This is a genomic window from Pseudoduganella sp. R-43 (assembly GCF_049913255.1).
Taxonomy (GTDB): domain Bacteria; phylum Pseudomonadota; class Gammaproteobacteria; order Burkholderiales; family Burkholderiaceae_D; genus Rugamonas.
Genome location: NZ_CP183988.1, coordinates 1,849,823 through 1,873,265 on the forward strand (window position 1 = coordinate 1,849,823; position 23,443 = coordinate 1,873,265).

At 62.6% G+C, this 23,443-nt stretch carries 16 protein-coding genes; 12 read left to right on the forward strand and 4 right to left on the reverse strand.

Features of this window, described 5'->3' with window-relative positions:
• Positions 1 to 313: 313 nt before the first annotated feature.
• The 12 genes from rimP (at position 314) to ACN9M3_RS08600 (ending at position 18,578) form a co-directional block, all read left to right on the forward strand.
• Positions 314 to 802, forward strand: a complete 489-nt coding sequence (gene rimP / locus ACN9M3_RS08545) for a ribosome maturation factor RimP (RefSeq protein WP_130315189.1) — start codon at positions 314 to 316, stop codon at positions 800 to 802.
• Positions 799 to 2,364, forward strand: coding sequence for a transcription termination factor NusA (gene nusA / locus ACN9M3_RS08550; RefSeq protein ID WP_426169826.1), 1,566 nt, complete (start codon positions 799 to 801; stop codon positions 2,362 to 2,364). Before rimP ends, nusA begins: the two co-directional genes overlap by 4 nt.
• A 63-nt stretch (positions 2,365 to 2,427) precedes the next feature.
• Entirely contained in the window at positions 2,428 to 5,316 is a 2,889-nt protein-coding gene (gene infB / locus ACN9M3_RS08555) for a translation initiation factor IF-2 (RefSeq protein ID WP_426321775.1), read from the forward strand.
• 197 nt (positions 5,317 to 5,513) lie between these two features.
• Entirely contained in the window at positions 5,514 to 5,915 is a 402-nt protein-coding gene (gene rbfA / locus ACN9M3_RS08560; protein WP_426169831.1) for a 30S ribosome-binding factor RbfA, read from the forward strand.
• A complete protein-coding gene (truB, locus tag ACN9M3_RS08565; RefSeq protein WP_426321777.1) occupies positions 5,912 to 6,838 on the forward strand; it encodes a tRNA pseudouridine(55) synthase TruB in 927 nt (308 codons plus the stop codon). The genes rbfA and truB overlap by 4 nt, the downstream gene beginning before the upstream one ends.
• The gene (locus ACN9M3_RS08570; protein ID WP_426321779.1) at positions 6,835 to 7,416 is read left to right on the forward strand and encodes a hypothetical protein; all 582 of its coding nucleotides are present in this window, start codon (positions 6,835 to 6,837) and stop codon (positions 7,414 to 7,416) included. The genes truB and ACN9M3_RS08570 overlap by 4 nt, the downstream gene beginning before the upstream one ends.
• Positions 7,417 to 7,527: 111 nt before the next feature.
• Positions 7,528 to 9,507: a M13 family metallopeptidase gene (locus ACN9M3_RS08575; protein ID WP_426321781.1), complete on the forward strand. Its 1,980-nt coding sequence runs from the start codon at positions 7,528 to 7,530 to the stop codon at positions 9,505 to 9,507.
• Positions 9,508 to 9,577: 70 nt separating this feature from the next.
• Positions 9,578 to 10,675 carry a sensor histidine kinase gene (locus ACN9M3_RS08580; RefSeq protein ID WP_426169842.1) on the forward strand — a complete coding sequence of 366 codons (1,098 nt, stop codon included), beginning with the start codon at positions 9,578 to 9,580 and terminating at the stop codon, positions 10,673 to 10,675.
• Positions 10,672 to 11,391 carry a LytR/AlgR family response regulator transcription factor gene (locus ACN9M3_RS08585; RefSeq protein ID WP_426321783.1) on the forward strand — a complete coding sequence of 240 codons (720 nt, stop codon included), beginning with the start codon at positions 10,672 to 10,674 and terminating at the stop codon, positions 11,389 to 11,391. The genes ACN9M3_RS08580 and ACN9M3_RS08585 overlap by 4 nt, the downstream gene beginning before the upstream one ends.
• Positions 11,392 to 11,464: 73 nt before the next feature.
• On the forward strand, positions 11,465 to 13,300 hold the full coding sequence (gene typA, locus ACN9M3_RS08590) for a translational GTPase TypA (protein ID WP_426169847.1): 1,836 nt from the start codon (positions 11,465 to 11,467) through the stop codon (positions 13,298 to 13,300).
• 308 nt (positions 13,301 to 13,608) lie between these two features.
• Positions 13,609 to 16,662: a TonB-dependent receptor gene (locus tag ACN9M3_RS08595; protein WP_426321785.1), complete on the forward strand. Its 3,054-nt coding sequence runs from the start codon at positions 13,609 to 13,611 to the stop codon at positions 16,660 to 16,662.
• Positions 16,663 to 16,670: 8 nt separating this feature from the next.
• Entirely contained in the window at positions 16,671 to 18,578 is a 1,908-nt protein-coding gene (locus tag ACN9M3_RS08600; RefSeq protein ID WP_426321787.1) for a family 43 glycosylhydrolase, read from the forward strand.
• On the opposite strand, the gene ACN9M3_RS08605 is transcribed toward ACN9M3_RS08600, so the two are convergent.
• The 4 genes from ACN9M3_RS08605 to ACN9M3_RS08620 are packed head-to-tail and all read right to left on the reverse strand — an operon-like array spanning position 18,565 to position 23,442.
• Positions 18,565 to 19,935 carry an FGGY-family carbohydrate kinase gene (locus ACN9M3_RS08605; protein ID WP_426321789.1) on the reverse strand — a complete coding sequence of 457 codons (1,371 nt, stop codon included), beginning with the start codon at positions 19,933 to 19,935 and terminating at the stop codon, positions 18,565 to 18,567. The genes ACN9M3_RS08600 and ACN9M3_RS08605 overlap by 14 nt on opposite strands.
• Positions 19,932 to 20,948, reverse strand: a complete 1,017-nt coding sequence (locus ACN9M3_RS08610) for an ABC transporter permease (RefSeq protein WP_426321791.1) — start codon at positions 20,946 to 20,948, stop codon at positions 19,932 to 19,934. The genes ACN9M3_RS08605 and ACN9M3_RS08610 overlap by 4 nt, the downstream gene beginning before the upstream one ends.
• Complete coding sequence (locus tag ACN9M3_RS08615) at positions 20,945 to 21,937, reverse strand: ABC transporter permease (RefSeq protein ID WP_426321793.1); 993 nt, start codon at positions 21,935 to 21,937, stop codon at positions 20,945 to 20,947. The genes ACN9M3_RS08610 and ACN9M3_RS08615 overlap by 4 nt, the downstream gene beginning before the upstream one ends.
• Positions 21,934 to 23,442, reverse strand: a complete 1,509-nt coding sequence (locus ACN9M3_RS08620) for a sugar ABC transporter ATP-binding protein (RefSeq protein WP_426321795.1) — start codon at positions 23,440 to 23,442, stop codon at positions 21,934 to 21,936. The genes ACN9M3_RS08615 and ACN9M3_RS08620 overlap by 4 nt, the downstream gene beginning before the upstream one ends.
• Between the last annotated feature and the right edge of the window lies 1 nt (position 23,443).

The window sequence follows — 23,443 nt, forward strand, 5'->3', positions numbered from 1 at the left end:
CAGGGTCAGACACCTGCCCAGCCAGCGGCAGTAGCGTACAAGTGTCTGCCCCCCGCGGGTCGGACGGGGCGGCCGTCCGACTGCAGTGCCGGTTTAAGGTGTTGGTTTTTGAGCACCTTCCTATTGTTACACCCTCGTCCGATGTGGTATGCGGCATTGCAGCGAAGTCAATAAGGCGCTATAATGAGCAGCCTAGTTAAAGTTCTTCGCAGGTATTTTTGCCGAGAGTGCTTTCATCTGGCTGCAGTAACGAAAGATGGGCAGTTGCCCATTTTTTTTTGGTTGAATCGTTTTAAGTATCTGGAGATTTCTTTTGCAACTGCCTGAATTGATTGAAAAAACCGTCGCTGGCCTCGGCTACGACCTGGTCGATTTCGAACGGGCCGAACGCGGACTGCTGCGTGTTTATATCGACTTCACGGCGGAAGATGCAGAAGAAAAGGGCCCGATCACGGTTGAAGACTGCGCCACGGTGAGCCACCAACTGTCGCACGTGCTGACGGTCGAGAACGTTCCTTACGAACGCCTCGAAATTTCGTCGCCTGGCCTGGACCGTCCGCTGCGCAAGTTCAGCGACTTCGTCCGCTTTGCCGGCTCCGAAGCGATCGTCAAGCTGCGCATGGCCATTCCAGGCACTGCAAATCGCAAGTCCTACCAGGGCATCCTGACGGAGCCTGAAGGCGATCAACTGGGTATTGAATTTGAAGGTAAAGAAGGTCCTGCGGTGCTGAATTTCACGCTCGCGGACATTGACAAGGCACGCTTGGTGCCGCAGGTGAATTTTGGGAGCCGCAAAGCATGAGTCGCGAAGTATTGTTATTGGTTGATGCGCTGGCGCGCGAAAAGAACGTCGACAAGGAAGTCGTGTTCGGCGCGCTCGAGTTCGCACTGGCGCAAGCCACGAAGAAGCGCTATGAAGGCGAAGTGGATATTCGCGTTTCGATCGACCGTGAAAGCGGCGAGTTCGAGTCCTTCCGCCGCTGGCACGTAGTGCCGGACGAAGCCGGCCTGCAACTGCCTGACCAGGAAGTGCTGCTGTTCGAAGCGAAAGAGCAGATCCCTGACATCGAAGTCGATGAATACATCGAAGAGCCGATCGAATCCGTGGAATTCGGCCGCCGCTTCGCCCAGGACACTAAGCAAGTGGTCCTGCAGCGCGTGCGCGATGCTGAACGCGAGCAGATCCTGCAAGACTTCCTGGAGCGCGGCGACGCGCTGGTCACCGGCACCATCAAGCGCATGGAACGCGGCGATGCGATCGTCGAATCCGGCAAGATCGAAGCCCGTCTGCCGCGCGACCAGATGATCCCGAAGGAAAACCTGCGTATCGGCGACCGCGTGCGTGCCTACATCCTGCGCGTTGACCGCAATATGCGCGGCCCGCAAGTGATCCTGTCGCGCACCGCGCCAGAGTTCATCATGAAGCTGTTCGAACTGGAAGTGCCGGAAATCGAACAAGGCATGCTGGAGATTAAATCCGCTGCGCGCGACGCCGGCGTGCGCGCCAAGATCGCCGTGCACACCAACGACAAGCGCATCGACCCGATCGGTACCTGCGTCGGCATGCGCGGTTCGCGCGTGCAGGCCGTGACCGGCGAGCTGGGCGGCGAGCGCGTGGACATCGTGCTGTGGTCGGAAGATCCAGCGCAATTCGTGATCGGCGCGCTGGCACCTGCCAACGTGTCCTCGATCATGGTTGACGAAGACAAGCACGCGATGGACGTGGTGGTTGACGAAGAAAACCTGGCAATCGCCATCGGCCGCTCCGGCCAGAACGTGCGCCTGGCTTCCGAGCTGACCGGCTGGAAGATCAACATCATGACCGCGGAAGAATCGGCCGACAAGCTGGCGACCGAAACCGCTGCAGTGCGCGCACTGTTCATGGAAAAGCTGGATGTGGACCAGGAAGTGGCCGACATCCTGGTGGAAGAAGGCTTCAGCAGCCTGGAAGAAATCGCCTACGTGCCGATTTCCGAGATGCTGGACATCGAAGCGTTCGACGAAGACACCGTCAACGAGCTGCGTACCCGTGCCCGCGACGCCCTGGTGACCGAAGCCATCGCTTCGGAAGAAGGCCTGGAAGGCATGGAAGAGCAGCTGGTTGGCCTGGAAGGCATGGACCGCGTCACCGCGGGCAAGCTGGGCCTCGCAGGCATCAAGACCCTGGCGCAATTTGCCGGTCTGGCCTATGACGAGTTCGGCGCCATCCTGGCATTGTCGAGCGACCGCGCGCGTGAACTGATTTCGAATGAGTTTGAGAATGTGACCGACGATGAAATGAAGCTGGTCGACGGTAAGTACGATGATCGCGCCAAGGCCCTGCAAGCCAAGGCCTGGGCATCGTCCGAAGCGGCCAAGGCCTAAAGAATGGCCTGAACAGCAGTAGCAGCTTTATTTATCATCGAGACACATAGAAAAGAGGACTGAATGGCGAGTAACAACGTAGCCCAATTTGCCACCGAACTGAAGATGCCTGCAGATTTGCTGCTGTCGCAGCTGAAGTCTGCTGGCGTCGAAAAGAGTTCGGCGTCAGATCCATTGTCAAAAGATGATAAGGACAAGCTGCTGGAACACCTGCGCCGTACCCACGGCGCAGGAGCAGAGCCGGGCGAAAAGAAAAAGATCACCCTGACTCGTAAAGAGACCACGGAGATCAAGCAGGCCGACGCCTCCGGCAAGGCCCGCACCATCCAGGTCGAAGTGCGCAAGAAGCGCACCTTCGTCCAGCGCGACGACGTGGTGACCACCACCGCCGCCAAGCCGGCCGCGCCGGTGATCGACGCTGCCGAACAGGCGCGCCGTGAAGAAGAAGCACGCCGCCAGGCCGAGCTGATCGCCCGCCAGGAAGCGGAGCTGAAAGAGAAACAGGAACGCCTGGCCAAGCTCGACGAGGAAAAGGCTGCCCAGGCCAAAGCCGCCGAAGAGGAAGCCAAGCGCGTAGCGGAAGAACAGTCCAAGAAAGCTGCAGCCGACAAGGCCGCCGCCGAAAAGGCCGCTGCTGCCGCTGCTGCCGGCGCCGCGCAGAAAGCCGCTGCCGAAGAAGAAGAGAAGAAGCGCCTGGCCGATGCCGAAGAGTCCAAGCGCAAGCACGAAATCGCCGCCAAGGAAGCCGCCGAGCGCGCCGAAGCGACCGAACGTGCCCGTAAAGCTGTTGCAGACGAAGTGGCCCAGATCAAGCTGATGATGAGCCAGCCGCGTCGCGTCATGAAGGCTCCTGAGCCGGCTCCGGCCGCTGCTGCAGCCAAGCCGAAAGTCGCCGAAGGCACCCTGCACAAGCCAGCCGACAAGAAGCCTGCCGCTACCGCAGCAGCTCCAGCCGGCGACAAGAAAGAAGGCAAGCCAGGCGACAAGAAATCCATCAAGTCGGCCAACGTGGCTTCGACCTGGCAGGATGAAAAGCGCCGTGGCGCCCCGGGCGGCGGTGCAGGCAAAGGCCGCGGTGGCAACACCGGCGCCAATGCAGGCGGCCGTGACGGCTGGCGTGCAGGCGGCAAGGGCGGTCGCCGCGGCGGTCATCATGACGATCGCGAAACCAACTTCCAGCAGCCGACCGAGGCGATCGTGCATGACGTGCACGTGCCGGAAACCATCACCGTGGCCGAACTGGCGCACAAGATGGCGGTCAAGGCATCCGAAGTCATCAAGCAGCTGATGAAGCTGGGCCAGATGTGCACCATCAACCAGGTGCTGGACCAGGAAACCGCGATGATCGTGGTGGAAGAGATGGGCCACAAGGCCTTCGCTGCTGCCGTCGACGATCCGGAAGCGCTGCTGGCCGACCAGGGCGAGCACGCCGAATACGAAGCAACCCCGCGTGCACCAGTGGTGACCGTGATGGGCCACGTCGACCACGGCAAGACCTCGTTGCTGGACTACATCCGCCGCGCCAAAGTCGCGTCGGGCGAAGCCGGCGGCATTACCCAGCACATAGGCGCTTACCACGTGGAAACCCCGCGCGGCATCATCACCTTCCTGGATACCCCGGGTCACGAAGCCTTCACGGCCATGCGTGCCCGCGGTGCGAAAGCAACCGACATCGTCATCCTGGTGGTGGCGGCCGACGACGGCGTGATGCCGCAGACGAAGGAAGCAATCGCCCACGCCAAGGCAGCAGGCGTGCCGCTGGTGGTGGCGATCAATAAGATCGACAAACCAGGCGGCAACGTTGACCGCGTGACCCAGGAGCTGGTGGCCGAACAGGTGGTGCCGGAAGAATACGGCGGCGATTCGCCGTTCGTGCCGGTGTCCGCCAAGACCGGCCAGGGCATCGACGACCTGCTGGAGCAAGTGCTGCTGCAAGCCGAAGTGCTGGAACTGAAAGCCCCGGTGGAAGCGCCTGCGCGCGGCCTGGTGGTGGAAGCTCGCCTGGACAAGGGCCGTGGTCCTGTGGCCACCATCCTGGTGCAATCTGGCACCCTGCGCCGCGGCGACGTGGTGCTGGCAGGTTCGTCCTTCGGCCGCGTCCGTGCGATGCTGGACGAGAACGGCAAGTCGATCGCGGAAGCAGGTCCTTCCATCCCAGTGGAGATCCAGGGCCTGACCGAAGTGCCGGCCGCCGGTGAAGAAGCGATGGTCATGGCTGACGAGCGTAAGGCCCGTGAGATCGGCCTGTTCCGCCAAGGTAAGTTCCGCGACGTGAAGCTGGCCAAGCAGCAAGCCGCGAAGCTGGAAAACATGTTCGACCAGATGGCCGAAGGCGAAGTGAAGAATCTGCCGCTGATCATCAAGACCGACGTGCAAGGCTCGCAGGAAGCGCTGGTTGGCTCGCTGCAGAAGCTGTCGACCTCCGAAGTGCGCGTACAGATCGTGCACGCAGCGGTGGGCGGCATCTCGGAATCGGACGTCAACCTGGCGACCGCCTCCAAGGCAGTCATCATCGGCTTCAACGCCCGTGCCGATGCACAGGCGCGCAAGCTGGCCGAGACCAACGGCGTCGACATCCGCTACTACAACATCATTTACGATGCGATCGAAGAGGTCAAAGCGGCGCTGTCGGGCATGCTGGCGCCGGAGAAGCGCGAACACGTTACCGGCCAGGTCGAGATTCGCCAGGTCATCCACGTCTCCAAGGTCGGCGCGATTGCGGGCTGCCTGGTTACCGATGGCGTAGTCAAGCGTTCGTCTTCCGTCCGCCTGCTGCGCAACAACATCGTGGTGTGGACCGGCGAGATCGACTCGCTCAAGCGCTTCAAGGACGATGCGAAGGAAGTTCGCGCCGGCCTGGAGTGCGGCCTGAACCTGAAGGGCTACAACGACATCGTCGTAGGCGACGTGCTCGAAGTGTTCGAAGTGCAGGAGATCGCCCGTACCCTGTAACAGCAGGACGGCGCGATACACGGCGGGTGCTTCCCGCCTCGCGAGAGCGGGGCAGGGCACCCGCCTTTTAGTTTTATGAAAACCGGCAAACCGATGCCCGACCCGCAGGGTCAGGCACCTGGCCCACGGCAGCCGCGTATCGGTGTCTGACCCTGCGGGTCAGACACAGGTTTACCGGTTTAAAAGGAAAGAAAATCATGGCAAAACACAGCAAATCCATCCCCCAGCGCGGCCTGCGCGTGGCGGATCAAATCCAGAAAGACCTGTCCGAGCTGATCGCCTTCGAAGTGAAGGACCCGCGCGTCGGAATGATTACCCTGTCCGAAGTGCAGCTGACGCCCGACTATGCGCATGCGAAAGTCTTCTTCACCACCCTGAAGGACGATCCCGAGTCGATCAAGAACACCCTGGCCGGCCTGGCCGCCGCCGCCGGCTACCTGCGCAACCAGCTGGGCAAGCGCCTGCACATCCACACCTTGCCGCAGCTGCACTTCCTGCACGACATGTCCGCCTCGCGCGGCATGGCGATGTCCGCCCTGATCGACAAGGCCAACGCCACCCGCGCCGCCGACTTCGAAGAAGACAAAGACGAAGAATGACCGAAGCACGTGTAAAGCGCGTGCGCGACGCTGTGAACGGCGTGCTGCTGCTCGATAAGCCGGTTGGCCTGTCCAGCAACGACGCCCTGATCAAGGCCAAGCGCTTCATGAACGCGAAAAAAGCCGGCCACACCGGCACGCTCGACCCGTTTGCCACCGGCCTGCTGCCGCTGTGCTTCGGCGAAGCGACCAAGTTCTCGCAAGACCTGCTGGAAGCCGACAAGACCTACCTGGCCACCGTGCACCTTGGCGTGCGCACCGACACCGGCGACACCGAAGGCCAGGTGCTGGAAACGCGCGACGTCGGCGCGACGCTGGCAGACATTGAAGCCGTGCTGCCCCGTTTCCGCGGCCCAATCAAGCAAGTACCGCCGATGTACTCCGCGCTCAAGCGCGATGGCAAGGCCTTGTACGAATACGCCCGCGAAGGCATTACGCTTGAGCGCGAGGCGCGCGACGTGGTGATCCACAAGCTGGAAATCGTCGGCTATGAGGCGCCGTTCCTGCGCATTGAAGTCACCTGCAGCAAAGGCACTTACATCCGCGTGCTGGGCGAAGACATCGGCGCCGCCCTGGGCTGCGGTGCGCACCTGAATGCCCTGCGCCGTACGCAAGTCGGCGCGCTGACCACCGACAAGATGGTCGCGCTGGAAGACCTGGCCGCCCACGCTGCGCCACGCGAGCTGCTGGCGCCAGTGGACGCTCTGCTGTCCTCTTTCCCGCGCATCTTGCTGAACGCCGACCTTGCGAAACGCTTCCTGCACGGCCAACGCCTGCCGCTCGGCAAAGAGCCGAGCATTGCCGTCCCCACGCCATACGAGGGCCGGGTGCGCATTTACGATGAAGCCGGCCGCCTGCTCGGCACTGGCATCTTCGGCGAATATGCCATCCTGGCGCCGGAGCGCTTGATCGCAGCTGCGTGAAGGCGTACTTTGAACTCGGCGCACCTGACGGCCTCCGCTCCAGGTTTCTCGCCGATGCCGCCGAATTCGAAAGCTGGCTTCTTGACCTGGCAGGAGAACTATCCGGCGAATATCCGCCTGCGGCGCTGGCCAAGCTTGCGGACATTTCACTGCGCGGCGCTGCAGCGCTGAAGACTGCCCATCTGGACGAAGCATGCCTGATCGACCGCCTCATGCACGATTACTGGATCTTCTGCACCATGACCGCCCGGCATGGAGAGCAGGACGTCACGCCGGCGACCGGGCATTGCTACCCGATGGAGCTCGCGCGGGTCCTGCCGGCTGCCAGCCCCGAAGTGTGCGAATACTATCGGCGCCTGTTCGCGGGCAACACGCTGGCTGAGTGCAGCGGCCATACTTTTCGATCGGCAGACGGCGTGTTCCGCTGGTCCTGGCTCTTGCCGCATGAGGTGGCGGATTTTTGCGACAGGTTGCAGGACCATGCACATTCCGAAAGCGAAGATGCAGTACGCGAGACTCTCGCGCTACTCCGTATGGCAAAGGACGAGCGAAGCAGTCTGCTGATTTCGATTGCCTGAGCGCCCAGGTTTTTTGCCACTTGTCCCCGCATAGCGCCGTTCGGCCCCTTTTTTTCCAGGCTCAAGGAAGAGGTCCGAGAATGAACCACCAATTCATTCGAAAGGCTCACCATGAAACTGCTGAAGCTTGCCAGCCTGGCCGTGCTGGCTTCCCTCGCCGCCCAGGCCGGCGCCGCTGCGCCGCGCATCCAGGATGACCTGTACCGGGCCGTCAACGGCGCCTGGATCGAGACCACCACTATTCCCGCCAGCCGCACCGAGTCCTACGGTGCGGAGCTGCCCGATATCGTCGATCAACGCGTGCGCGAAATCGTCGAGGAGCTGTCCGCGCGGCCGCAGCGCGCGGGCAGCATTGAGCGCAAGATCGGCAGCTACTACGCGGCCTACCTGGATACCGGACGGATTGAAAAGGCAGGCTTGGCGCCGGTCCGGCCCTTGTTGGCCGAGATTGACGCGATTGGCAATCGCCGTGAGCTGGCCCGGTGGATGGGACGGGCGCAGGGACGCATCGAGACGCCGCTGTGGCTGTGGGGCGGCTTTGCCGACTTCAAGGATCCGACGCTGAACCGCGTCATGATGTGGCAAGGCGGGCTTGGCTTGCCGAGCCGGGATTACTATCTGTCGCCGGACGACGTTCCGATGGCGAAAGCGCGCGCGGCCTACCGCGAGTACCTTGCGGCGCTGGCGGCGCTGGCGGGCCAGCCGCAGCCCGCAGCGATGGCTGCACGCGTGTTGGCGCTTGAACAGCGCATTGCTGCAGTCCAGCTTCCGCTGGCGCAGGCGCGCGATCCGGCGCTGATGCACAACCCGATGAACGCGCGCGAGCTGCTGCGGCATGCGCCCGGCATCGACTGGCCGGCCTTCATGCGCGCCGCCAGCATGCCCGCGGACGAAGCGGTAACGGTGGCGCAGCTTGCGCCGGCCAAGGCGATTGCCGCGCTGTTCGCCGCAGTTCCCCTGGACGACTGGAAGATGTACTTCAAGCTGCGCAGCCTGGACGAAGCGGCACCGGTATTGCCGAAGGCTTTTCGCGACGCCAGGTTTGCTTTCAGGGGCAGGGCCCTTGGCGGCCTGGGCGCTGAAGCGCCGCGTGCCGAAAGCGCGATCATCGAGCTCAGCTCGGCCTTGAGCGAACCGTTAAGCAAAGTGTATGTCGAACGCCATTTCCCGGCTGCGCACAAGGCGCGCGTGAGCGCCATGGTCGATCACCTGCTGGGCGCCTATAGCGAGGTGATTGCCGACAGCAGCTGGATGTCCGCGGCGACACGTGAGCAGGCATTGGCCAAACTGTCCAAATACCAGGCCAAGATCGGGTATCCGGAGCAGTGGCGCGATTATGCCGGGCTTGTCGTGCGTGACGGCGATGCCCTTGGCAACCGTCACCGAGCGCGTCGTTTCGAGTGGGAATACAAGGCGGCGCAGGCGGGCAAACGGATGGACCGCAGCGCATGGGCAATGTCCCCGATTGCCGTCAACGCTTTCTACGATCCGATGCTGAACGAAATCAACTTGCCGGCCGGCCTGCTGCAGGCGCCCTTGTTCGACATGGCAGCGGACGATGCGGCCAACTACGGCGGTATCGGGGTCCAGATTGCCCATGAGATCAGCCACGGTTTCGATTCGATGGGCGCGCAGTTTGATGGCGATGGCGTCATGCGCAACTGGTGGACCGATGCCGATCGCAAAGCTTTCGAGGAAATCGGGCAGCGTCTGCAAGCGCAGTACGCGCGCTACGAGGCCTTGCCGGGCAAGTACGTCAACGGCGCCATGACGCTGGCGGAGAATATGGCCGATCTGGCCGGGCTGCAGGTGGCGTTCCGCGCGTATCAGCTCGCATCTGCCGGCAAAGTCGTGCCGCTGGTGGACGGCTTCAGTGGCGAGCAGCGCTTTTTCCTGAACTTTGCAAAAAGCTGGCGCAAGAAGGCGCGCGACGAACGGGTGCTGCAGCTGCTGGCGTCCGATCCCCATGCGCCGAACGAGTTTCGCGCCAATGGGCCGGCAGTGAACGTCGACGCCTTCCATGAGGCGTTCGCCACCAAGCCGGGCGATGCCATGTTCAAGCCGGCGGATGAGCGTATTCGGGCGTGGTGAGGCGCATAGCTCGCTTATTGCATAAAAGTCACCTAGAATGCGGTACTCGAATCCTTTGCCTGCCACCTGCATGCGTCAACCCTTCTTCTTCCCGCGCGACAGGCAGTTCTGGATCTTCCATGGCAGCGCGCTCGCCCTTGGCTTTGCGGTGTCGGCATTGATGATCTATTTCGCCGGCTACCGCGTCGCCAGCAAGCTGCTGGCAAGCACGGTGTGGATGCCGGTATACACGGTGGCAGTGCTGTGTTTCCGCTGGCTTTACCTGCGCCGCGCATGGCAGCGACTGTCCATGGGACGCCTTGTTTTCATCGCGGTGGGCTACAGCGCGGTGGCGGGCATCGCCATCGGGGGGCTGGTCGTGTCGCTTGTCGCTCCGCCGTTCATCGGCGATGTGCGTGTCCAGTACCAGGCTCTCGGGATGTCGTTCGATCCCCGGCGCTATTACTTCGATTCGTTCGTTGAACAGGCGGTGCAAAGCCAGCTCTTTGTCTGCATCTGGTGCTTCATCTATACCAGCGTCACCTCGATGCGACGCATTCGGGAGACGGAATTGCAGACCTTGCGTCTGCAAAACGGCTTGAAGGAAGCCCAGTTGAGCAGCCTGTCAAACCAGCTCAACCCCCATTTCCTGTTCAACGCCTTGAACAACATCCGTTTCATGATGCATGAGGACGTGCAGTTGGCCGACCGCATGACGACGTCGCTGTCGGACATCTTGCGCTATTCACTGGAAAGCAGTCGCCATGACAAGGTGAGCTTGCGGCGTGAGCTGGCCATCATCCACCAGTACGTGGACATCGTGAAGATCCAGCTGGAAGAGCGCATGGATTTCGCGATCCGCATTCCCGAGCAATTGCACGGCGCCCTGGTGCCGCCGATGGTGCTGCAGATGCTGGTTGAAAATGCGGTCAAGCATGGCCTGGAGAACCTCCAGCGCGGCGGCAGGCTGGCGGTGGACCTGGCCGACCGCGGTGATTGCCTCGTATTCGAAGTCTGCAACGATACGCCGCAACAGGCGCCCGGCAAGACAGGCGGCATGGGTATCGGTTTGCAGAATATCGAACGCCGCTTGAAGCTGCTGTATGGCGAACTGGCCGCCATGCTGGTCGAGCGCAGCGCCGGCCAGTTTAAAGTGACCGTGACATTACCCAAGGAATATGCAAAGTGAAAGCTGTTGTCGTTGAAGATTCCCGCCTGGCGCGCGAAGGGCTGGTGCGCATGCTGCAGGCTTTCCCCGCGATGGACGTGATCGGACAGGCGGACCATCCGAGCACGGCGCTGGCATTGATGCGGGAGACGCGGCCCGAAGTTGTTTTCCTCGACATCCATATGCCCGGTGCCACAGGCTTTGATTTGCTGGAGCAGCTCGATTATGTGCCGCGCGTGATATTCACCACCGCCTATTCGGAACATGCCATCCGTTCCTTCGACTTCCATACGGTCGATTATCTCCTGAAGCCGATCAGCGCCGAACGCCTGGCCCTGGCCATAGCCAAGCTGACGGGTGCCCCCGGCGCCTCGGACGAGGGTGAGGCGCACAAGCCGGAACTGGAATTTAACAGCAGGATCTTTATCAAGGATGGCGACCGCTGCCACCTGGTGTCGCTTGACGCGATCCATTACATCGAGAGCTGCAGGAACTACGTACGGGTGTTCTTCGGCGAGAAGAGCGCCTACGTCAAGAAGTCGTTGAACAGCATTGAGGCCCGCCTGCCCAGGCAGTTCTTCTTCCGCGCCAATCGCCAGCACATCGTCAACCTGCAGTCCATTGTGCGCATCGAGGAGTCGATGAATCTAGGCTACGACGTGACCCTCGCCTGCGGCAAGGTGCTGGAAATTTCGCGCCGCAACGCAGCCGAGTTGAAAGAGCTGCTCAGTTTCTAAGTCGCGCCACACCATGCTATACTAGTGGGTTCAGTGCTTCCGCACGTGCAGAATTCCTGTCAATACACAAATCATGTCTAATACTAAACGCGCAATTCGCAACATCGCCATCATCGCCCACGTTGACCATGGCAAAACCACCCTGGTGGACCAGCTGCTGAAGCAATCCGGTACCTTCCGCGAGAACCAGCAGGTTGACAACCGCGTCATGGACTCCAACGATCTGGAGAAAGAACGCGGCATTACCATCCTGTCGAAGAACTGCGCCGTTGAGTACGAAGGCACCCACATCAACATCGTCGACACCCCAGGCCACGCCGACTTCGGCGGCGAAGTGGAGCGCGTGCTGTCGATGGTCGACTCCGTGCTGCTGCTGGTCGACGCGCAGGAAGGCCCGATGCCTCAGACCCGTTTCGTCACCCGCAAGGCGCTGGCCCTGGGCCTGAAGCCGATCGTGGTGCTGAACAAGATCGACCGTCCCGGCGCGCGCGCTGACTGGGCGATCAACCAGACCTTCGAACTGTTCGACAAGCTGGGCGCAACCGATGAACAGCTGGACTTCCCGATCATCTACGCATCGGGCCTGAACGGCTACGCCGGCCTGACCGAAGACGTGCGCGGCGGCGACATGAAGCCGCTGTTCGAAGCGATCCTGAAGTACGTGCCGGTGCGCGACGACAATCCGGACGGCCCGCTGCAGATGCAAATCACCTCGCTGGACTACTCGTCCTACGTGGGCAAGATCGGTATCGGCCGTATCAACCGTGGCCGCGTGAAAGCAGGCCAGGACGTGGTCGTTGTCGACGGTCCAGGCGCTACCCCGATCAAGGGCCGCATCAACCAGGTGCTGAACTTCAAGGGCCTGGAGCGCGTGCTGGTTGACGAAGCTGTCGCAGGCGACATCGTCCTGATCAACGGTATCGAGGAAATCGGCATCGGTTCCACCGTGTGCGCGGCCGACACCCCTGATCCGCTGCCAATGCTGACCGTGGATGAACCAACCCTGACCATGAACTTCATGGTCAACACCTCGCCGCTGGCTGGCCGCGAAGGCAAGTTCGTGACCTCGCGCCAACTGCGCGACCGCCTGGACAAGGAACTGAAATCCAACGTGGCACTGCGCGTTGCCCCGACCGATGACGACACGATCTTCGAAGTGTCCGGCCGCGGCGAACTGCACCTGACCATCCTGATCGAGAACATGCGTCGCGAAGGTTTCGAAATGGCCGTGTCGCGTCCACGCGTTGTGTTCAAGATGGTGGACGGCGTGCGCCACGAGCCGTACGAAATGCTGTCGGTTGACGTCGAAGAAGCCAACCAGGGCGGCGTGATGGAAGAACTGGGCCGCCGCCGTGGCGACCTGCAGAACATGGAATCGGACGGCAAGGGCCGTGTGCGCCTGGAGTACCGTATTCCTGCGCGCGGCCTGATCGGCTTCCAGGGCGAATTCATGACCCTGACCCGCGGTACCGGCCTGATGTCGCACGTGTTCGACGCCTACGCTCCGGTCGACACCTCCAAGGGTGAAATGGCTGGCCGCCGCAACGGCGTGATGATCTCCCAGGACGACGGCCAGGCCGTTGCCTATGCGCTGTGGAAGCTGCAGGACCGCGGCCGCATGTTCGTGGTGCACAACGACCCAGTGTATGAAGGCATGATCATCGGTATCCACTCGCGCGACAACGACCTGGTCGTGAACCCGATCAAGGGCAAGCAGCTGACCAACGTGCGCGCTTCCGGCACCGACGAGGCAGTGCGCCTGGTTCCGCCAGTCCAGCTGTCGCTGGAATACGCAGTGGAATTCATCGAGGACGACGAGCTGGTGGAAATCACGCCTAAGTCGATCCGCCTGCGCAAGCGCTACCTGAAGGAACACGAGCGCAAGCGCGCTTCCAAAGAAAACGCGTAATCGCCTCAGCGCATCGCGCCAGCCCGCCGCCTCGCAAGAGCCGGCGGGCTTTTTCTTTGCGCCTGCGCGTAACAAGCAATCACCGGATTGATCGTTTGCGCATTGCAGCAAGCATATCCTTATTCGTAGAACGCCTTTAACTGCGGGTTTTTTTCAACACTTTGATCATCGTAGTGATTCTTTGGCAGAGCCGTGATTTTTCGTTACAGGGCTCACTTAGAATCGGCTCACCAAGCAAGCAAAACTACAACAAGGAGATCACCGTGAGTCAGCCGCAGTACAGGAAAGTCCGACTGTTCAATCGAACGATGTACATTTTGGTATCGCAACTGGTCGCCAGCGGCGCCTTTGCGCAGGAGGCGGAGCAGCAAGCGACGCATGTGGTGACCGTCAGCGGCACGCGTGCTTCCGTGGCGTCGGCCATCGAACGCAAGATCCGCAGCAGCACCGTCTCCGATTCGCTGGTGGCGGAAGACGTGAACCAGTTCCCGGACAAGAACGTGGGCGAGGCGCTGTCGCGCATCACCGGCGTGCAGTTGACCCGCGATTTCGGCGAAGGCTCGCAGGTCTCCATCCGCGGCGTTGAGCCGGACCTGAACCGGGTGGAGATCAACGGCATGTCGGTGCTGGCCACGGGTGATGGCGGCGGCCGCGGCGCGGAATTACGCGAGCTGGCATCGGAACTGATCCAGTCGATCGACGTCTACAAAGGAACCACCGCCGACCTGACGGAAGGCGGCGTAGGCGGTACGGTGGTCATCACCACGCGCAAGCCGCTGGACTTCACCAAGCCCACCCTCAGCACTACAATTTCGGCCGAACGCGCGACGAGCCGTGGCGGCGCGCAGCCGCGTGCCAGCTTGCTGCTGGCCGACAAATACCTGGACGGCAAGCTGGGCCTGATGGCCAATATCGTCTACGACAAGGTTTTCACCCGCAACGACTACGCGCGCAATACTTCGTGGCGCTTCCTGCGCGACTGGGACTTCTCGCCGGAGAAGACCGTCACCAGCCTTGACCCGGCCGTGGCGGCTGTGAGCACGCCTGCCGGCTGCGCGTCGACGACGCTGACCTCGGCCCAGCGCACCGCCTGCAACGCGCAATGGTCCGACTATTCGCCGGGTATTTCGCGCTACGGCATCTGGACCCGCGACCATCAACGCACTTCGGCGGAACTGACGGCGCAATACCAGTTCACGCCGGGCTTGCGGGCCTTTGTCAGCTACGAAGGCAATGACCAGGACCAGCGCCTGAATGACCGCAACTTCGGCACGGACCTGGGCAACGTCAGCCGCCTGTCCAATGCCGGCACCGCGCCGGTGTATAACCCCGCCACAGGCGTCCCGACCACCGCAGGCAGCTGCGTGGGCGTCCCAACCACGAACACTCCCGCAGGCGTCACGGTGCAGAACCATTATGTGACCCAATACACAGTCGGCAACTGCCTGTATGTGGGCGGCGCCGGCGGACAGGGCGCCTTCGGTACGTCGGCGCGCGACTTCTCGCTGAAGGTCCGCTCGGATTACCTGTCCACGGGATTCAACTGGAAGACCGGCGCCTGGGAGGTGGACGGTTTGCTGAATACGTCGAAGTCCAAATACAGCTCGCAGAGCAATAATATTTCGATGACGCAGAATGCGCCCGGCCTGAAGGTGTCGCTGGATGCGCAAGGCTTGCCGCATTTCGAATTCCCGTCAGGGTATTCGCCGGATGCCAACACCTCCTATACGCAAGTACAGCTGCAATACCGGCCTTCGGAAACCAAGAACACGGAAGACCAGGGCAAGCTGGATTTCAAGTACAAGCTGGATAACCCATTCTTCCGCAAGCTGTGGTTCGGCGTGCAGGGCCGCCGCTCGACGGCGCAAAAATATGGCGGCGGCGGCTACCTGGCCAGCAACGGTGCGAACCTGGCCTCGACTGCGGACGACGTCAACGTATTGCAGGCCAATGTCAACCAGACGCTGATCTACGATCCTTTGAACAAGACCGGTGTCGTGCGTGCTGCGGACGTGCAGCCGTTTATCTCGTCGACTTCTTCGACCAAGTACATCAATGCGGCGCAGATGGAAGCGCTGGTGGCCGCCGTGCGCGGAACTTCGCCGGGCACCTTCTTCAAGGGCTTCGATGGCGTCAGCAACATGCCTTCGGGCTGGTTGAGCCCCAACTACCAGGCAGCGGCGCCTTATTTCGATACGTCGAATTTTACCCACCAATACCTGTACAACGCACCGGGCAGCGACGGCAAGACCTATCCGCAGATTCCTGCATTCAAGGCGGAGGAACGCGTGCTTGCCGGCTACGGCCGCCTGGACTTCAGCACCGAGCTGGCAGAGCGCCAACTCTTCGGCAACATCGGCGTGCGTTATGCCCGTACCCAGGAAAGTGCCACCGGTCTGGCGAAATACCAGGTGCGGGTCGCCACCGCGCCTGGCAGCACGTCTTTCGTCGACCGCGTCATTTCCAACGGCATCGCTACCGTCGACAACACCTATCACGACTGGATGCCGAGCGTGAACGCCGGCTTGTGGCTTGTCCCCGACACTTTCCTGGTCCGCACCGCCTGGGGCAAAGTGCTGGCGCGTCCGAAGATCGACTTGCTGGTGCCGAACGCCACCTGTACCGCAGGCAGTGGCCTGGCGCAATTCGGGGGCGATGGCGTTGACGACTGCAAGGCCGGCAACCCTGACCTGAAGCCATACCGCGCAACCAATACTGACCTGAGCCTGGAATACTATCCAAGCAAGGATACCCAGTTGAGCATGGGCCTGTTCAACAAGAAGATCACCAGCTACATCGTCGACAAGGCGGTAGTGCCCAAGGTCGACTTGTTCAAGGATGGCGTGCTGTTCGACGTGACCCAACCGATCAACGGCCAGGGCGCAACCACCAAGGGCATCGAGCTGACGGCACGCACGGCCTTGACCATGCTGCCTGGCTGGCTCGGTGGTTTCGGCATCGATACCAACTACACGCGCATGAAGTTCAAGTACGCTGCCGGCACGGCGCTGGTGAATGCCCTGGACGGGACCGAGCTGCCATATCCGGGCTTGTCGAAGAACAGCTACAACATCGCCTTCTGGTATGACCGCAATGAGTACAACGCACGTATCGCATATACTTATCGCGACCGCTTCTTCACCGGCGGTAATGACGTGTCGGGTAATCCGAACTTCCAGGAGAAGACAGGCTTCCTGGATGCGAAATTCCAGTACCGCTTCAACAAGAACCTGACCTTCTCCATCGAGGGCAAGAACTTGACCGACCAGGAACAAGTCACCGATGCCGGCGACCTGTTCCGCGTGAACGAGCTGGCCTTCTCCGGACGTCGATATTTTGTGAGCCTGACTTATACGCACTAAGGAGTAAGATGGTTGCACGCTTCCTTGTAGTTTTGCTGGCTTTGCTGGCGATGGGGGAGGCGTCTGCCAATCCCCTGGTCCTGCAGCGCGCCGATCCACAGGTGCTGCTGCAGGACGACGGCAATTACTATCTCGCCGCCACCGTTCCAGAATATGACCGCATCGAGCTGCGCCGCGCGCCCACGCTGGAAGGCCTGGGCAAGGCCGAAGCACATGTGGTCTGGCGCAAGCATGCGAAAGGCGAAATGGGCGCGCATATCTGGGCTCCCGAGCTGCACCAGATCGGCGGCAAGTGGTACATCTACTTCACGGCCGGCCGTTCGGATGCGATCTGGGAAATCCGCTTGTACGTGCTGGAGAATAGTTCGCCCGATCCCTTCAAGGGCGAGTGGATAGAGCGCGGCCAACTGAAGACCGGCAGGGAGTCCTTCTCTCTCGATGCAACCACCTTCGCGTTGCGCGGCCAGCGCTACCTGTTGTGGACGCAGAGCGATCCCGATCCTGCCAGGAAGGCGACCAACATCTATATCGCGAAGATGGATTCGCCGCTGTCGATCAAGGGCCCGGCAACCATGTTGTCGACACCCGATTTCGCGTGGGAGAAGAAAGGCCATAACGTGAACGAGGCACCGGCTGCGCTGGTGCGCAACGGGCGCGTGTTCGTGACTTATTCCGCCAGCGCGACGGACGCGAACTATGCCTTGGGGATGCTGACCGCGCGCGACGATGCCGACCTGCTCGACGCTCGCTCGTGGAGCAAGTCGCCCGAGCCGGTACTGCGCAGCAGCGTTGCGAACGGCCAGTTCGGACCGGGACATAACTCCTTTACCACAACACCGGACGGCAAGACGGATATCCTGGTCTACCATGCGCGCAATTACCGCGACATCAAGGGCGATTCACTGCTCGACCAGAATCGCCACACCCGTGCGCAGGCAATTCGCTGGCGCGCCGACGGTACGCCGGATTTCGGCGAGCCGGTGCCCGACGATGCCGGGGCTGTGGCCCCCAAACCGCTGTTCCGCGACCCGGTGCATGACGGCGCGGCAGACCCGGTCGTCATCTGGAATCCGTTCGTGGGGCGGTGGTGGATGTTCTATACCAACCGCCGTGCCAACGTCCCGGGCCTGGCTGATATCGCCTGGGTCCACGGTACGCGCATCGGCATTGCCGAATCGGATGATATGGGGGCGCATTGGCGCTACGTGGGCACGGCCAACATCACGCTGCCGGAGGAGCTGGGCGGGGCCGGTGCGACGCAATGGGCGCCGGACGTGGTGCGTGCGCCCGATGGCCGCTATCACATGTTCCTGACGGTGGTGCCGGGCGTCTTCAACGACTGGAAGCATCCGCGCCATATCGTTCACCTGACCAGCGGCGATTTGCGCAACTGGGGCGATGCGAAGGAAGTGCCGTTGGCTGTGCCGAAGGTGATCGACGCCAGCGTCGTAGCGCTGCCCGAAGGCGGCTGGCGCATGTGGTACAACAATGAGGCGGACAAGAAGTCGATCTATTTCGCAGACAGCGCGGACCTGGTGAAATGGACTGACCGCGGCCGCGCCATCGGCGACCAGGCCGGTGAAGGGCCAAAGGTATTTCGTTGGAAGGACAGTTGGTGGATGGTGACCGATGTTTGGCAAGGCCTGGGCGTGTACCGCTCCTCAGACGCCTTGAACTGGAAGCGCCAGCCGGGCTACCTGCTGCAGCAGCCAGGCAATGGGGAGGACGACCGCGCGATCGGTGGGCATCCGGATGTAGTGGTCAGCGGCGAGCGCGCATTCCTGTTCTATTTCACGCATCCGGACGGGAAGGGCACGCGCCGCTCCAGCATCCAGGTGGTGGAATTGGCCAGCGACGGCCAGGTACTGCATGCCGAGCGCGATGCTGCGGCACGCGTCATGCTCATCCCTCAATAAGTTCGCGCCAGCGCTGGCGGTAGGCTTGCAGGCCGTCCAGCGCAAGCGCTTCGGCGGCTTGGCCCTGCAGTTGGGGCGTGCCTTCGCGGCGATGCAGCAGCCAGCCGCCGCAAGTTGTTCCGCTGGTATCGTTAGTTGCCAGCACGTGGCCGGTGCGCAGCGCTGCCAGCACCGGAGCGAAGTACGCATTTCCGGTAAAAGCTCCCTCGACCACCACATCGCCGCGCACGCCCAGCGCATCCAGGCAGTAATCGCACATCAGGACGAGGTACAGCGTCGCCAGGGCTGAACGTTCCGCAGCGCTCGTCGGCGCCGGTCCGGCAATGCCGCCATTGCGCCGTGCGAAGGGGCCCGCCTGGGCGAATGCCGGCAGCGCGAACGTGGCCTGGTGCACGATGGCCGCCAGGTCGCTTGCCAGGAAGTCCGTCGGCGGTGTGCCGTCCGTGCCGCTGGCGATCGCGCCGAATTCCCTTCCGCCCATGAAGCGCATGCAGGGCACCGGTTGCGCGAAAGCGCTGCTGTTGGCCAGCATGTCCGCCTTCTCGCGCAAGCCGTCGAGCGCCATGCCGGGGGCGGCGGCGATGACCCAGGTGCCGGTGGAGAGCACGGCTGGGGCGGCAGGCGCGCCAAGGTGGCGCAGCAGGGACGCATTGCTGTCGTGGATGCCGCACAGTACCTGGCAATCGACCGGCAAGCCGGATTGCGCCGCCAGTTCGGGCTTGAGCGTGCCAAGCGCGTGCCAGGCGGGCTGCAAGGGCGGCAGCAGTGCATGCCAGCCCATGCGCTCCACCAGGGCGGTGTAAGCCTGCCTTGCGGGCTGCCACAAGTCGGTATGGCAGCCCAACGACGTCACTTCGCCCGCCGCCACCCCGCACAGGCGCCAGGCCCAATACTGCGGATACATCAGGATGTGCTGTGTTTGCGCGAACTCGTCGGGGTAGGCTTGTGCCAGCCATGCCAGCTGGCTGCCCAGGTTCAAGCCGGCGGGCAGGCGCGGCGAGTAGCTGCTTGTGTAGGCAGGCCGCAGCGCATCGTAGCGTTGCACGTGTGCGGCTGGAAGCACGTATTCATAATCCAGTACCGGCAGCACCAGGCCGTCGCGGTTGACCAGCGCCGCCGTGGCGCCATGCGTGACGGGTACGATGGCGCCAATAGCGGCCTGGCCGGCAAACTGGCGCAGCACGCCCAGCATCCAGTGCCAGATGCCTTCCGTGTCGTGATGCGGATAGGGGCCATCCTGCAGGATGGTATTGGACCGGCGTTGCTCGGTAAGCTGGCTGCCGTCAGCGGCGATCAGGGTCAGCTTGGCGTTGGTCTTGCCGATGTCGAGGACGACGGTGGCGCGCCGGTCGCTCATTTCGCCACCTTGCGACCGCGCAGCAGGCGCGGCAAGGCAATCGCCACCAGCAGCAATACGCCAACGGCAATCGTCATGTAAATGCCAGGCACGTTAGCCAGCGACAGGCCGAAGGTGACGGCACCCAGCGTCAACACGGCAAGCATCACGCCGCCGATGGTGCCGATGCCGCCGGCGATGCTGACGCCGCCGAGGATCACCATCGTGATCGCTTCGAGCTCCCAGCCCATGGCGATGTTGGGGCGCGTGCTGCCTATGCGGCCGGTCAGGAGGAAGGCGGCCAGGCCGGCCATGGCGCCCGCCAGGACGAACAGCATGAAGCGGTAGCGTTCCACGGCGATGCCGGAAAAGCGCGCCGCCACCGGGTTGTTGCCGATAGCGTAGATGCGCCGCCCCCAACTGGTGGCGTGCAGCACGAAGGCGAACAGGGCGGCACACAGCAGCAATACGGTGAATTCACGCGGCAGGACGCCGAAGAAATAGCCCTGGCCCCAGTCGGCCATCAGCTGCGGGTAGCCGGTGAAAGCCTGGTCGCCCAGCACCACGCTGGCGAGGCCGCGGAACACCGACACCGTGCCGATCGTGACGACGATGGAGGGCAGGGCGAAATGCGTTACCAGCACGCCATTCAGGGCGCCGCATGCCATGCCGGTCAGCAGGGCTACCAGGAACAGGGATTCCGGCGGCCAGCCGGCGCTGTTGGCCAGGCCCATCGCAACGGAGCTGAGCGCGAGGATGCCGGCCACGGAAATGTCGATCTCGCGGCAGATGATCAACAGGGCCATTGGCAGCGCAAGAAGGGCCTTCTCGCTGAAGTTGAAGGTGCCGTCGGCCAGGTTGTCCAGGTCCAGGAAATGCGGCAGCAGTGTGCCGTTGACGGCGAACACCGCGACGAGCAGCAGGGCGAGCATGGATTCCCAGCGCCCGAGCAGGGCGCCGAGCCGGAAGCCGGGACGATCGAGGATGGTGTAGCGAGAGGTGCTTGGAGCGGTCATGGTCTGGGCGGAGTTCATGCGGCACTCCTGGCGGGATTATTCAGGTGCAGCTGCAGGATCTGGCGCCCTTTGCTGCGGCCGCCGCGTGCATTGATCAGCACCGCGACCAGGATGACGATGCCGGTCAGTGCGCTTTGCCAGAATGGCGATACCTTGACCACCGGCAGGGCGTTGCCGATCACGGCGAGGAACAGCGCGCCGAGGACCGCGCCCGTCACGGAACCGCAGCCGCCGGCAATGCTGATGCCGCCGATGACGCAGGCTGCAATCACGGTGAATTCGAAGCCGTAGGCGATTTCGGTATAGGCCACGGCGTAGCGCGCCACCCACAGGTAGCCGCACAGGCCGGCCACGGCGCCGGACAGGCCGTAAGTCCACAGCAGCCGGCGCGCGATCGGAATCCCGACGTAGCGTGCCGACGCCGGCTCGTTGCCGATGGCGTACAGGTCGCGGCCAAAGCGGCTGTGGCGCGCTACGTACCATGCGCCGAGGGCGGTGGCTGCAGCGATCCAGACCAGGTGGGTCAGGCCGAGCAGGCGCTCAAGCGGGAAAGCGATGAATTGCGCCGGCATCTGGTGCGAGTTGACCCAGGCGCCGCCGGACAGCACGAAGACCAGGCCGCGATAGACGCTCATGGTGCCGAGCGTGACGACGATCGGCGGCAGTTCAAGGTAGCCGACCAGCCAGCCATTGAGCAGGCCAAGCACAAGGCCCAGGGCGGTTGCCGCCAGTATCACGAAGGCAAGCGGCAAGCCTGGATTTCGCGACGCCAGCAGGGCAGCGGCCATGCCGCACAGGGCAAGGGTGGACGCCACCGACAGGTCGACGCCGCGCGTCACGATTACCAGCATCTGCGACAGTGCCAGCATGACCAGCAAGGTGCTGTCGGTCAGCAGGTTGGCAAGGCTGGGCGCGGTCAGGAAGACCGGTGCGCGCCAGCCGACCAGCAAGGCCAGGGCGGCAATCGATAGCGCAAGCTGGGCTTCGCGTTGCTTCAATACTTTCATGCAGTCTCCATCTCCAATCCGGACGCGGCGGCCACCACGTTCTCGGGCGTGGCTTCGCCGCGCTTGAATACTTGTCGTACATGACCCTTGTGCATGACCAGCACGCGGTCGGCCAGGCCCAGTACTTCCGGCAGTTCGGAAGAAACCAGGATGACCGACAAGCCTTGCTCGACCAGCTGGCTGACGAAGCGGTGCACGGCGGCCTTGGAGCCGATGTCGATGCCCTTGGTCGGTTCGTCCAGGATGATGACTTTCGGCTGCGTTGCCAGCCATTTGCCCAGCACGACTTTCTGCTGGTTGCCTCCTGAGAGTTCGCTCACGTTCTGCAGCAGGTGGCTGGCCTTGAGTTCCAGCTGCTCGCTGTAGTGGCGCGCAATTGCGCATTCCTCGGCACGCCGCCGGCGCAGCAAGAAGCCAACGCGCGAAAGGATCGGCAGCGTGATGTTCTGCAGAATCGGCATCGACAGATGGGCGCCCTGGTGCTGGCGGTCTTCCGGCACGTAGGCGATGCCGTGACGGATCGCGTCCAGCGGCCCTCGGATGTGCAGCGCCTTGCCTTCCAGCCTGATGCTGCCGCTGACGTTGGCGGTCAGGCCGAACAGGCCCTGCATCACTTCCGAGCGGCCGGCGCCGACCAGGCCATAGAAGCCGAGGATCTCGCCGCGCCGCAGCTGGAAGCTGACCTGGTCAAATTCGGTGGGGTGGCACAAGCCTTCCACCTCCAGCAACACTTCGCCCGGCTCCACGCTAGCCTTGGGGTAGGCCTCGTGCACCGCCCGTCCAACCATGAGGGCGACCAGGCCGGCTTCATCGATGTCGGACAGCGCACCAGCAGCGATGAACTGCCCGTCGCGCAGCACCGTGTAGCTGTCGGCGACGGTAAATATCTCATCGAACTTGTGCGAGATGAAAATCACCGCCGTGCCGGCCGCGCGCAACTGGCCGATGATGCGGTACAGCTCCTGGATCTCATGCTGCGAGAGGGAAGCGGTCGGTTCGTCCATGATGACCACGCGCGCTTCCTGAGACAGGGCGCGGGCGATTTCGACGAAGTGTCGCTGCGCGACGCTCAGGTCCTTGACGCGGGCGCGAACCGGCAACGACACTTCGAGCCGCGCGAACAGGCGCTCCGCTTCCGCTTCGATCAGCTTCCAGTCGATACGGCCCGCGCGGCTTGGGTGGCGGCCGACGTAGATGTTCTCGGCTACGGTCAGCTCGTCGAACATCACGGTTTCCTGGTGCACGGCAGTGATCCCGGCGCGCATGGCATCCTGCGGACAAGTGAATGCCACGTCCTGGCCGGCGAGGCGAACGACGCCTTCGTCCGGCGTGTAGATCCCGGTGAGAGTCTTGACCAGGGTCGACTTGCCGGCGCCGTTCTCGCCCACCAGGGCCATGACTTCGCCTGCGCGTACAGAGAGGCTGACCTTGTTCAGCGCCACGATGCCGGCAAAACGCTTGCTGATGCCAGACAGTTCCAGCACTGGTGCCTTGTTTTCCTGCATG

Coding starts and splice junctions, on each gene's coding strand:
- nusA (WP_426169826.1), top strand. CDS start 799: ATGAGTCGCGAAGTATTGTTATTGGTTGATGCGCTGGCGCGCGAAAAG.
- ACN9M3_RS08605 (WP_426321789.1), bottom strand. CDS start 19,935: ATGAGCGACCGGCGCGCCACCGTCGTCCTCGACATCGGCAAGACCAAC.
- truB (WP_426321777.1), top strand. CDS start 5,912: ATGACCGAAGCACGTGTAAAGCGCGTGCGCGACGCTGTGAACGGCGTG.
- rbfA (WP_426169831.1), top strand. CDS start 5,514: ATGGCAAAACACAGCAAATCCATCCCCCAGCGCGGCCTGCGCGTGGCG.
- ACN9M3_RS08620 (WP_426321795.1), bottom strand. CDS start 23,442: ATGCAGGAAAACAAGGCACCAGTGCTGGAACTGTCTGGCATCAGCAAG.
- ACN9M3_RS08580 (WP_426169842.1), top strand. CDS start 9,578: ATGCGTCAACCCTTCTTCTTCCCGCGCGACAGGCAGTTCTGGATCTTC.
- ACN9M3_RS08600 (WP_426321787.1), top strand. CDS start 16,671: ATGGTTGCACGCTTCCTTGTAGTTTTGCTGGCTTTGCTGGCGATGGGG.
- ACN9M3_RS08615 (WP_426321793.1), bottom strand. CDS start 21,937: ATGAAAGTATTGAAGCAACGCGAAGCCCAGCTTGCGCTATCGATTGCC.
- ACN9M3_RS08575 (WP_426321781.1), top strand. CDS start 7,528: ATGAAACTGCTGAAGCTTGCCAGCCTGGCCGTGCTGGCTTCCCTCGCC.
- typA (WP_426169847.1), top strand. CDS start 11,465: ATGTCTAATACTAAACGCGCAATTCGCAACATCGCCATCATCGCCCAC.
- ACN9M3_RS08595 (WP_426321785.1), top strand. CDS start 13,609: ATGTACATTTTGGTATCGCAACTGGTCGCCAGCGGCGCCTTTGCGCAG.
- infB (WP_426321775.1), top strand. CDS start 2,428: ATGGCGAGTAACAACGTAGCCCAATTTGCCACCGAACTGAAGATGCCT.
- ACN9M3_RS08610 (WP_426321791.1), bottom strand. CDS start 20,948: ATGAACTCCGCCCAGACCATGACCGCTCCAAGCACCTCTCGCTACACC.